This is a genomic window from Chryseobacterium lathyri (genome assembly GCF_003290185.1).
Taxonomy (GTDB): domain Bacteria; phylum Bacteroidota; class Bacteroidia; order Flavobacteriales; family Weeksellaceae; genus Chryseobacterium; species Chryseobacterium lathyri.
The window spans coordinates 244,054-254,777 of the sequence record NZ_QNFY01000003.1 but is presented as its reverse complement, the minus strand read 5'-3'; the positions used below and the strand labels follow the sequence as shown (position 1 = coordinate 254,777).

At 37.1% G+C, this 10,724-nt stretch carries 10 protein-coding genes; 1 reads left to right on the top strand and 9 read right to left on the bottom strand.

The window, feature by feature from the left end:
- Nucleotides 1-31: 31 nt before the first annotated feature.
- The 3 genes from DRF61_RS05325 to purB are packed head-to-tail and all read right to left on the bottom strand — an operon-like array spanning nucleotide 32 to nucleotide 3,898.
- Nucleotides 32-1,456, bottom strand: coding sequence for a serine hydrolase (locus DRF61_RS05325; protein WP_111954795.1), 1,425 nt, complete (start codon nucleotides 1,454-1,456; stop codon nucleotides 32-34).
- A 9-nt stretch (nucleotides 1,457-1,465) separates the two neighbouring features.
- The gene (locus DRF61_RS05320; protein WP_111954793.1) at nucleotides 1,466-2,425 is read right to left on the bottom strand and encodes a WG repeat-containing protein; all 960 of its coding nucleotides are present in this window, start codon (nucleotides 2,423-2,425) and stop codon (nucleotides 1,466-1,468) included.
- A 45-nt stretch (nucleotides 2,426-2,470) separates the two neighbouring features.
- Complete coding sequence (purB, locus tag DRF61_RS05315) at nucleotides 2,471-3,898, bottom strand: adenylosuccinate lyase (protein ID WP_111954791.1); 1,428 nt, start codon at nucleotides 3,896-3,898, stop codon at nucleotides 2,471-2,473.
- Between the two features lie 266 nt (nucleotides 3,899-4,164).
- Between purB and DRF61_RS22575 the strand changes: the two genes are divergently transcribed.
- Nucleotides 4,165-4,314 carry a bacteriocin-like protein gene (locus DRF61_RS22575; RefSeq protein ID WP_157963361.1) on the top strand — a complete coding sequence of 50 codons (150 nt, stop codon included), beginning with the start codon at nucleotides 4,165-4,167 and terminating at the stop codon, nucleotides 4,312-4,314.
- A 114-nt stretch (nucleotides 4,315-4,428) separates the two neighbouring features.
- Here DRF61_RS22575 and DRF61_RS22570 read toward each other — a convergent pair whose 3' ends face one another.
- The 6 genes from DRF61_RS22570 to DRF61_RS05290 form a co-directional block, all read right to left on the bottom strand.
- Nucleotides 4,429-4,569 (bottom strand): bacteriocin-like protein, encoded by a 141-nt coding sequence (locus DRF61_RS22570; protein WP_146897008.1) that lies wholly within the window; start codon nucleotides 4,567-4,569, stop codon nucleotides 4,429-4,431.
- Nucleotides 4,570-4,791: 222 nt separating this feature from the next.
- Nucleotides 4,792-5,205, bottom strand: a complete 414-nt coding sequence (locus tag DRF61_RS05310; RefSeq protein ID WP_111954789.1) for a hypothetical protein — start codon at nucleotides 5,203-5,205, stop codon at nucleotides 4,792-4,794.
- 280 nt (nucleotides 5,206-5,485) lie between these two features.
- Entirely contained in the window at nucleotides 5,486-5,872 is a 387-nt protein-coding gene (locus DRF61_RS05305; protein ID WP_111954787.1) for a hypothetical protein, read from the bottom strand.
- A gap of 87 nt (nucleotides 5,873-5,959) precedes the next feature.
- A complete protein-coding gene (gene bglX, locus DRF61_RS05300; protein ID WP_111954785.1) occupies nucleotides 5,960-8,287 on the bottom strand; it encodes a beta-glucosidase BglX in 2,328 nt (775 codons plus the stop codon).
- Nucleotides 8,288-8,497: 210 nt separating this feature from the next.
- On the bottom strand, nucleotides 8,498-9,205 hold the full coding sequence (locus DRF61_RS05295; protein WP_111954783.1) for a carboxylesterase family protein: 708 nt from the start codon (nucleotides 9,203-9,205) through the stop codon (nucleotides 8,498-8,500).
- Between the two features lie 107 nt (nucleotides 9,206-9,312).
- Entirely contained in the window at nucleotides 9,313-10,704 is a 1,392-nt protein-coding gene (locus DRF61_RS05290; RefSeq protein WP_111954781.1) for a glucoamylase family protein, read from the bottom strand.
- Nucleotides 10,705-10,724: the final 20 nt, after the last annotated feature.

The following is a 10,724-nucleotide window of genomic DNA, read 5'->3' as shown; positions in this document are numbered from 1 at the left end:
TTTTTCAGAACCCATAACGGTCCTTTATATTTTAAAGCTTCAACGTCAGATTATTATCATCTGTCCCGTCTGTATTAGAAGCATTTTTTGATGCATTGATCCAGTCGTCTCCGTTCAGCACCAGTTTAAAGGTATAGGTCTTTCCTTTTTCAAAACAGGATTTCGGAACTTCCAACTCGAAGCGGTTGTCTTCTTTCTTCGTTAACTGATAGTTCTTATGGTCTGTCTTCCAATCGTTGAAAGATCCAGCTACAGAAGCACTATTGATCAGTTTTGAATTTAAATTCTTTGGATGCGCATAGATAAATACAACGTTATCTCCTTTCAGATAGTATCCTTCTGTTTCCTTTTCTCCCGGTACTATTGTCAAATCATTCATTAATCTGGCCACTGAATTATAAAGCACCGGGAATGTATCCGGGCCGCTGACGTTTACAATAACACAGATCCCAGTATTCATTTCTGGATAGATGGCAAACCACACCTGATCTCCGAATGCTCCACCGTGCTTGTATCCTCTTTTCCCATGTTCACTAAGACCGAAGCCGTCCCAAAAATATCCATACCAGTCACCTTTGCTGTTGCTGATGTTTCTTTGAGATTCCTGAACAATTGAGTTTTTCGAATCCAGTTCATACTTTAAGAACTTCACCAGATCTCCCATAGTGGATTTGGTTCTCACTCCACTGGCACCCCATAAATGGCTTATGAATTTTGGCATCAGGCGTCCGCTTGAATGATATCCATTGGCTAAGACTTCATTTTTACCCAATTCCAGTTTGGTGTGATCCATTCCTGCTTTTGAAAAGATGTTTTCTTTAAGCAGCGTTTCATAGCTTTTCCCGTAGATATTTTCCAGCATCAAACCTGTTAATTCAAGGCTTAAATTGCTGTAATTGTATTTGATTCCGGGTACTGTATCCAGTTTTACTTTTTGAAGATCCTGCTTAAAATTATCTTTTGTATAATTTTCTCCTAATGCATTGTATTGAAAAGGAGTTTCATCTGACATTTTTTTCCGGATTTCAGAGTCATCAGGCAAACTGCGAGGCAACGCTGTCCTGTAGGAAATCAGATCTTTAATTTTAATCGGAGTTCCGTTGTATTCTAAATTGGGATATGATCCTTTTAGGTATTTACGGATGTCGTCTTCAAGATTAATTTTATTTTCCAAAACGGCCTGAGCCAACAATTGTCCGGTAAAAAGCTTTGTTACAGATGCTATCTCAAAATAAGTATTGTCATCTGCTTTATTTCCCTTTCCTTTATCTATTTCCCCAAAATGTTTTGTGTACACTTTCCCGTCTTTCACGATTCCGATCGATACGGAATAAGCCCCTGATTTTTCTTTTAATTTTTGCGCATTGGTCTCCATGATGGAATACACCTGTTTCTGGCTTTGTGAGAAGCTCTTTGCAGACACAAGAATCAATAAAAAAATCGACAGGTTTTTCATGGGCAATTGTTATTTTACAAATTTATTAGGATTATCGGGATGTTCTTTCTGAAACTGTTCGGCCTTTTCTGTCTCATCTTTCAGCCATTTCTGAAAAGGAATTTTTTCATTTTCAAATTCAAGTGCAAAAATATTTTTACCGTCTTCTGAAACTATAAATTTAAAATCCGATATTCCTGCTTCCGTTTTTCTATAACCATACGTATTTACCTGATAGAATGGAAAATTTTCTTTTGGCCTCTCTACAATTTCAAAAAATAATTTCTTTTCATTATCAGAGAGTTTTGTATAATGATTGACATAATAGATTTCTGAAAGCTTTTTGTTTTGTGCATTGAAAAACTGAAGAATGGTCTTCTCTTTTTCATTATAATTAAATGGGTTTGGAAAATATTTCCCTCCAACTTCTACTGCATTTTCTGATTTTGAAACGGGCTTTACAATTTTCCCTTTGAAATCCATTACTCCCCATGTTCCGCCAACGATTGCTTTGTGCTCATCTTCTGTTTTTTCCCAGTCACAGCCGTCGCAAAAAGCAGCGTAGCCATACTTGAAAGGCGATGCAAAATCATGACTTGGTTCTATAACAACTTTTCCATTTCTGTCTGCAAAACCTACTTTTCCATTTTTAACGAATCTTCTTAAACCTTCGGAAAAATAATCTGCTCCATTGTCGTAAAAGAAAGGTCTGTAAAGGAAATTCCCTTTTTTATCATAGACATATCCCCATGCATTTTTCTCTTTTGCTTCTCCTGTTTTAAACCCATCAAAATAAATGGTCTCCCCTTCAACTAATTCTCCATTTTCAATGTTTGAAAAAATTTTAAACTGGGCCGGAACAATAATTTCATCTTTCTGATTCTTAACTCCAACCAAAGAATCTTTTGAAATAAAATATTTTAAGACCTCTTTCTTCTGGGAAAAAGAAAGGATGGGTATCAGGGAAATGAGTAGAAGAGTTTTTTTCATGTTGAATATAAAATAAAAAATGCAGCCCAAAAGGACTGCATATGTTTATACTTTAAGATCAGCCTCCAATCCTATCAGGTCTTTATTTTTATCCAGAATCGGCTGAACTTCATTACTGATGAACTCCTCTGTCTGGATCGGTGCGAAACCTATAAAGTTTTTAGGATCTAAAACTTCTTTTAATTTTGATTTATCTAATTTTAAAGAATCATCATTTAAGATTCTTTCAATAAGGTCATTTTCTTTTCCTTCTTCTTTCACTTTTTTAGAAGCTTCCATAGAATGAACTCTGATCACTTCGTGAATTTCCTGACGGTCACCACCAGCCTTCACTTCTTCCATGATAATGTATTCCGTTGCCATGAAAGGAAGCTCTTCCATAATATGCTTGTTGATTCTGTTCGGATATACAACAATTCCGTTCATGATATTATTCCAGATCAATAGAATAGCATCAACAGCAAGAAATGCCTGAGGAATCGTCAGCCTCTTGTTGGCAGAATCATCCAGTGTTCTTTCAAACCATTGGGTAGAAGCTACCATCGCGGAACTTGTCGTCAAAGACATTACATATTTTGCCAATGCTCCGATTCTTTCACTTCTCATTGGATTACGTTTGTAAGCCATTGCTGATGAACCGATCTGGTTTTTCTCGAACGGCTCTTCAATTTCTTTAAGGTTTTGAAGAAGACGTAAATCGTTGGTGAATTTATGAGCAGACTGAGCAATATTCCCTAATAAAGCAACTACTTTAGCATCGATTTTTCTGTCATAAGTCTGACCAGAAACACCGAATACTTTTTCAAAACCGAATCTTTTTGAAAGCTCTTTATCTAAATGTTTTACTTTGGAATAGTCACCATTGAAAAGTTCTAAAAAACTTGCAGCAGTTCCTGTAGTTCCTTTTACTCCTCTGAAACGAAGTGTTTCCAGGAAGAAATCCAGTTCTTCAATATCAAGAACCAAGCTCTGCAACCAAAGTGTAGCCCTTTTTCCAACAGTCGTCAGCTGAGCTGGTTGGAAATGAGTAAATCCTAAGGTAGGAAGATCTTTATACTGAATAGAGAAATCAGCTAAGTTTTTCATGACGTTAACCAGCTTTTTCTTTAAGATTAAAAGCCCGTCACGGATCTGAATAAGGTCTGTATTGTCACCTACAAAAGCTGAAGTAGCCCCCAAGTGAATAATTCCTTTTGCTGAAGGCGCCACATCACCATAGGTATGAACGTGAGCCATTACATCATGGCGGAATTTTTTTTCATACTCAGCTGCTTTATCATAATCGATATTTTCAGCATTAGCTTTCAGTTCAGCAATCTGCCCGTCTGTAATATCAAGACCTAAGTCTTTTTCAATTTCAGCCAAAGCGATCCAAAGCTTTCTCCAGGTACGGAATTTGTTATTATGTGAGAAATTAAACAACATTTCTTCACTGGAATAGCGCTCTTCCAATGGATTTTTGTAGGAATTCATTCTTTCTTTTACTTTTTAGATGTACAAAAATAAGGATTTTCAGTGAGAGATGAAAATTGTGGATGCTGTTTTAAATTTTAGTTAAAGTTGGTCATTTTATTCGTGTTTTTAAATAAGCTGAAATCTGTTTTTGCAATTTATTTTACAGAAATGATTTTAATTTTTCAACAAAAGGTGATTTTATTTCAATTTATTTTCTAATTTAGTAAGGTGTAGAACTTAAAAGTTTACAGAAAAAAAATAACAAATCTAAAATCAAACTTATTATGAAAAATCTAAAAAAATTATCAAAAAGTGATTTAAAAATGATTTCGGGAGGATGGGTTCCTCCACCGGGTGGATATTGCCCTGCCGGTACTTGTCAATATACAGAAAATGGACCATGCAGAACTTACGACCCTGATAAATGTTATTAAAAAATATCTGACCTGAAATATTAATAAAAACCAGATCAGCGTAACCACCGTATTATAGAAAAAGCCGTTCTTCCGAACGGCTTTTCTTTTGTTTACAGAAGCAAAGAGTGATTACTATAGAGCAAGTCCACATTCTGTCCCTACAGGTATGCATTTTTTCACAAATGAACACCAGAAATAGCCTGGCAAGCACATAGGAATACCTCCCTGAACTGTTTTCAATTCCTGTTTTGTAAGTTTTTTTAGATTTTTCATATAGTATTTTTTACACTTTCCTACTCTATAAGCTTTTCGGATTCCGCTATGATTTGGTCACAGCAATATACATTTTTTAGTTGGAAGTGTAATTTAATATTTATTATTTATTTTTTTCAACTTATCAAAGAGTATTTTTAATTGACAGACAAGTCAAAATCCACCCTGGTTTCATAAAAAAAGCCACTCTTTTCCGAGTGGCTTTTGTGTATTAAAATTGGATCACTGATAAATCACAACATTATCTTTTTTAAGCTGATATCCTTTTTTCTTAAAAGGAACCAAAACATAAGCTTCTTTAATATAGCTTCCACTTTTCCACATTTTGCTTTTTCCTTCTCTGGTAAGGATGATGCTTTTTGCATTTCCGTCCGGGATGAAAATTTCAGCCCTTTTCATATCTTTACTGAAAATAACAGCTGTCACAGAAGTGTAACTTTTATCTGAGCTCACTTCCTTTAATTTGATTTTCTGTTCAAAAACCCTCACACAATCATTTTTGATCTGTGAATACGTATAGCCTGCTGAACCTATACAGCCATGAACATCTCTGTCACCTCCTAAAACTGGAGATTTTTGTTGGGTAAAGGCTAAAGAACTGACGAATATTGCGCCCAATAAAATAGTTTTTCTCATAGTAAAATATTAATGGTTTTAGTTTTATACAATAACAATAGTAACAAGGTATTAGCTAACCTAAGATACAAAAAAAACACTTATTTTGAAGGGTTTACAAAATATATTATTTAGTTATGTATTTCCTAGATATTATATCACCAGAGCTGGTTCCGATCATATTATACAATTCTCCAGGCCCTAGTAGAAAATATATGTTCGTAGAATCACACTCTTTATTCAATTAAAAAAAAGAGACTGCCTTAACGGACAGTCTCAATTGTATTTTATAAATCTGGATTTACTGATAAATCACAACATTGTCTTTTTTAAGCTGATACCCATTCTTTTTGAAAGGAACCAATGCATATCCATCTTTTTTCCAGATTTTACCTTTTCCTGTTCTTGTAAGAATCAGGCTCTCTCCATCCGTATCCGGAACAAAAACTTCGGCTTTCTTCAAATCTTTACTAAAAATCACGGCAGCCATTGAAGTAGAGCTTCCTTTAGGGGCAACTTCTGTTAATTTAATCTTCTGCTCAAATACTCTTACACAATCTTTTTTGATCTGGGAATAGGTATATCCTGCAGAACCGATGCATCCATGTGCATCTCGATCACCACCTTTGATCTGTGCGAATATAAAAGAACCCAAAAACATTGCGCCAAGTAAAATCGTTTTTTTCATAATTATTATCTTAAAGTTATAACTGTGCTATTAAAAATCATGCCAAAAAAAGGGAAAAAGCCATTCAAAAGAATGGCTTTGGTTATATTATTTAGTCCAGTTGATCTTTGAATGTTTCACATCATCAGAATTGGTTCCGATCATGATATCAAATTCTCCCGGTTCCCAGTCAAATTTCAATTCTCCATTGTAGAATTTCAAGCTTTCTGGTGTAATATCGAAAGTTACTTTTTTAGATTCTCCTTTTTTTAGGAAAATTTTCTGGAATCCTTTCAGTTCCTTTACCGGTCTGGTAATGCTGCCTACCAGGTCTCTGATATACAACTGCACCACTTCAGCCCCGTCATAATTTCCGGAATTAGTAACCGTTACTGAAGCCTGAATCGTTTGATTTCCTTTTGGATTCGGATTTGAAACTGACATATCGGAATAGCTGAATTTAGAATAACTCAGACCGTAACCGAATGGATATAGTGGTGTATTACACTCATCCATATAATTGGAACGGAATCTTTCATACACACATTTATCGACTTTATCCTGACTTAACGGGCGGCCAGTATTTTTTGCATTATAATAAATAGGAACCTGTCCTAAGCTTCTCGGGAAGGTCATCGGAAGTTTCCCTGAAGGATTTACTTTCCCGAATAAAACGTCTGAAATAGCATTTCCTGCTTCTGATCCGGCAAACCATGCGTTCAGGATAGCATCAGGTGTATCTTTTACATTGGTTAAAGCTAACGGTCGTCCTGTGTAAAGTACCATCGCGATCGGCTTTCCGGTCTTTTTCAGTTCATTTAATAAATCAACCTGTGACTGGGGAATGGTAATTTCTGTTCTTGATGAAGACTCCCCGCTCATTTCGGCAGATTCTCCAATTGCCAGAACGATAACGTCTGCTTTGTTGGCTACGTCAACTGCTTCTTTCAATAATTCTTCTTTAGAACGATTATCCCTGTCTGTTTTTTTACCGTGAGCTGCATAGATATCTTCTAATTTGGCATCGTAATCAATGTTAGCACCTTTTGCGGAAAGAAATTTCACTTCTTTTCCATAATTAGCCTGAAGACCCTGCATTAATGAAACTGAGGCAGCATGTTTTGTGGCAACACTCCATGTTCCCGCCATATTCAGTGAGTTATTAACCAATGGTCCGATTACGGCTACTGTACCGGATTTTTTCAGTGGCAATACATTATTCTCATTTTTTAATAAAACCATAGACTGGGCTGCTGCACTTCTTGCTATGTTACGGTTTTCCATATTGTAAACCTCTTTTGCAGCCAGTTTTGCATCACCGTAACGGTAAGGATCATCGAATAATCCAAGATCGTATTTTGCTTCAAGAATTCTTCTTGCAGCCATATCGATCTCAGCTTGCGTAACTTTTCCTTCGTCAAGGGATTTTTTCAGGGTTGTTAAAAATCCTTCTCCTACCATATCCATATCTACTCCGGCCTTCAGGGCTAAAGCAGATACCTGCTGAAGGTCTCCCATTCCGTGTTCTGTCATTTCATTGATCCCGGTATAATCGGTCACTACGAAACCTTTGAAGTTCCACATTTTTCTCAGAACATCAGTCTGCAGCCATCTATTTCCGGTTGCCGGAACTCCGTCCACTTCATTGAAAGAGGCCATTACAGAAGCTACTCCTGCATCTACCGCTGCTTTATATGGAGGAAAATATTCGTTGAACATTCTCACATGACTCATGTCCACTGTATTATAATCACGTCCGGCTTCTCCAGCTCCGTATAGTGCGAAATGCTTTACACAGGCTAAAATGGTATTACCGGCGGAAAGATCTTTTCCCTGATAGCCATAGACCATATTTTTAGAAACTTCGCTGCCTAAATAAGGATCTTCTCCGGAACCTTCGGAAACCCTTCCCCATCTCGGTTCACGGGAAATATCTACCATCGGCGAGAAAGTCCAGTTGATCCCGTCTGAAGAAGCTTCTTTCGCAGCAACTCTTGCAGACTGCTGTACCAGGTTCATATCCCATGAAGCAGCAAGGCCCAGTGGAATCGGGAAAGTGGTTTCGTAACCATGGATGACATCCATTCCAAAGATCAAAGGAATTTTCAGACGGCTTTTTTCTATAGCGACCTTCTGAACAGCTTTGATTTTATCAGCTCCTTTTATATTAAATAATCCTCCTACTAATCCCTGCTCTACTTTTTTTCCGATATCTGAACTTTGAGCCTGTCCGGTTGTAAAATCTCCGGAGGTAGGCAGGTTGAGCTGGCCAATCTTTTCATCTAAAGTCATCTTAGACAAAAGATTTTCTACGAAAGCTTTTCTTTTCGCCTGATATTGGGCTGTCTGGTAAGACTGCACCGGCTTGGTTACCATTTCCTGTGCGGAAAACACAGGTGAAAGTGCTAAAGCTGCAAGTACAATTAACTTTTTCATAAATCTATCTTCTTAAATTATAGTTCTAATTTTATTTTATTGTTTAACCGTGGGGTCTTTTTTTGTTGGATAATGCAAAGGCGCTATTTTTTTAAGCTTTATGTTTTTTAGGTGCAAGGATTTTATCTGCGATAAAATTGATCATATTATTATCTCCCCCTTTTCTTTAAACATTTTTGATTTTTGGTTCTGCATTATTCACTAAAAGCTCTATTCTCCTTTTTTCTTAGACAACATCCATTCGTACAGTTTAGGGTCTGAATAGGTGGAATCCCATGAATTGTGATTGTCATTAGGGAAAATAATCAATTCTGCTGACGGGTTTACCGGATGTAATCTCTGGTAGAAGTTAAATGCATTTTCAGGCAGAACGATATCATCCATTCCTCCATGAAAAATCTTCATATTCAGATCTTTATATTGGTTGATATTTGCATACATGATCATATCTGTAGGTGCACAAACCGGCACTACTGCTGCAAACATTTCAGGATGTTCCATGGCGAGTTTCAAAGTTCCCCAGCCTCCCAGGGAAAGTCCTGTAAGGTAAATTCTTGAAGCATCAATTTTATATTTTTTCTGAATTTCTTGGATCAGGTTATAAATTGTCACTGTATCCCACCATGAATCTGCAGGACACTGCGGAGCTAAAATGGCTACAGGTTCTTTGATCAGGCTTTTATATGTAAACGGACTGTGTACCTTGACTGCTTCAAGATTGTTACCTCTTTCTCCTGATCCGTGAAGGAACACGATCAGCGGAACATTTCCTTTTACCTTTTGAGGGTAATCGAGAATATAAGATATCTTTTCTGTTCTTTTAATTTCTTTATTGAGTTCTGCTTTTATTTCCTGAGCATTCACCTGTAATGAAAACGGAAGGAGTAAAAGTGGAAGGTGTTTTAGTTTTAATTTCATATTGTTAATCAGGGTTTGGTTAAATCCGTTTGGTGTGTTACTTTGTATTTGAACGGACTAAAGTCTGTTTCTATTCATGAAAATCCTGCTGAAGGTAAGATTTATAATTATTTAATGCCATATTTTTCAGACTGAAAACTTAATTTCTTGAGTCCCTGCTGAATTTCAGGGGCATTCATAAATAATTTCCAAAGGAATCCGGTCCTGTAGTTTTCAATCATAGGTGCTATTGTGCCCTGATCTATGGCTAAATATCTTGGTGTAAACCAATTGTTGTAATTCACTGAAGTAGCATCATATGGTCCTGCTGAGCCGATAAACTCAGGTTTCTCAGTATATAGGAATCTCAGAAAGTTCATCGATTCTTTTGGAGTGTACGGGAAGCTGCTCAGTGCTGCTGTAGGTGTGATCACTCCGTTGTCATTGCCAGGCATGTGGGCAGTGTATCCTGTACTTCCGTCTTCATTTCTTGTATATCCGGCTGTCAGACCCCAGTAATTTGGCCCGTAGCCTTTCCACTGTTTTGGATTTTCAACACAGTATTTATAGTCGATAAGGACTTGATTTTTGTTTAAATCAAAATAGTTTTTCACCAGCTTGTCAGAAAGTCCGGTAGGATCCAGACCGATGTAGGAATATTGTGACCAGAAAAGCGGCCCGCCGTATTCTTCGGCATAATTGTGTTTTACATATAGAGGAAGTCCATATTTTGTTTTATCTGTAAGGTACTTTCCGTTTCTCGTCCAGCCTTTGTAATAGGTTTCAGCATCGATTGGATGGGTAGGTGATGAAGCAGCTAAAATGTAGGTGATAAGACATTCGTTATACCCTTCCAGCGGAAAGTTCATTTCCCACTGATATTCTGGTGACCAGTGCCAGTAAAGGACTTTTTCGCCTCCTTTTGTGTACCAGTTCCATTGAATTCCTTTCCAAAGCTCATCGCATTTTACAGCAAGGGCTTTTTCTTCGGCATTTCCGTTTTTAAAGTATTCACGGACCATCAGAATTCCGGAAGTAAGAAATGCGGTTTCAACCAGATCTCCACCGTTATCTTTTTTTCCGAAAGGAACAGTTTTTCCTGTTTCTCCATTGATCCAGTGTGACCAGGCACCTTTATGACGATCAGCTTTAGCAAGAAAATCCATCATATGAGTCAGCCTTTTTACCGCTTCCTGTCTTGGAATGAATCCTCTTTCCACTCCTACCAGAAGCGTTGCCAATCCAAATCCTGAGCCGCCCGTTGTCACTACATGCTTATCATTATCCGGATAGATATTGTCTTCATGGTAACGCTCTCTTCCCAGCATGGATTTGGGTTCCGCATAGTCCCAAAAATATTTTAATGCATCTTTCTGAACTCTGTCCATAAGCTGTTCATCAGTAATGTTGCTTTTCACGGCTTCATTTTGAGTAATTTCCTGTTTCGGAGATTTGGAGTTTTTGCAAGAGTATGCAAAGAATAAAGAGGTTACAGCAATTGATAATACGGTCCTTTTCATGAAATCTTTTTTACCTGTTT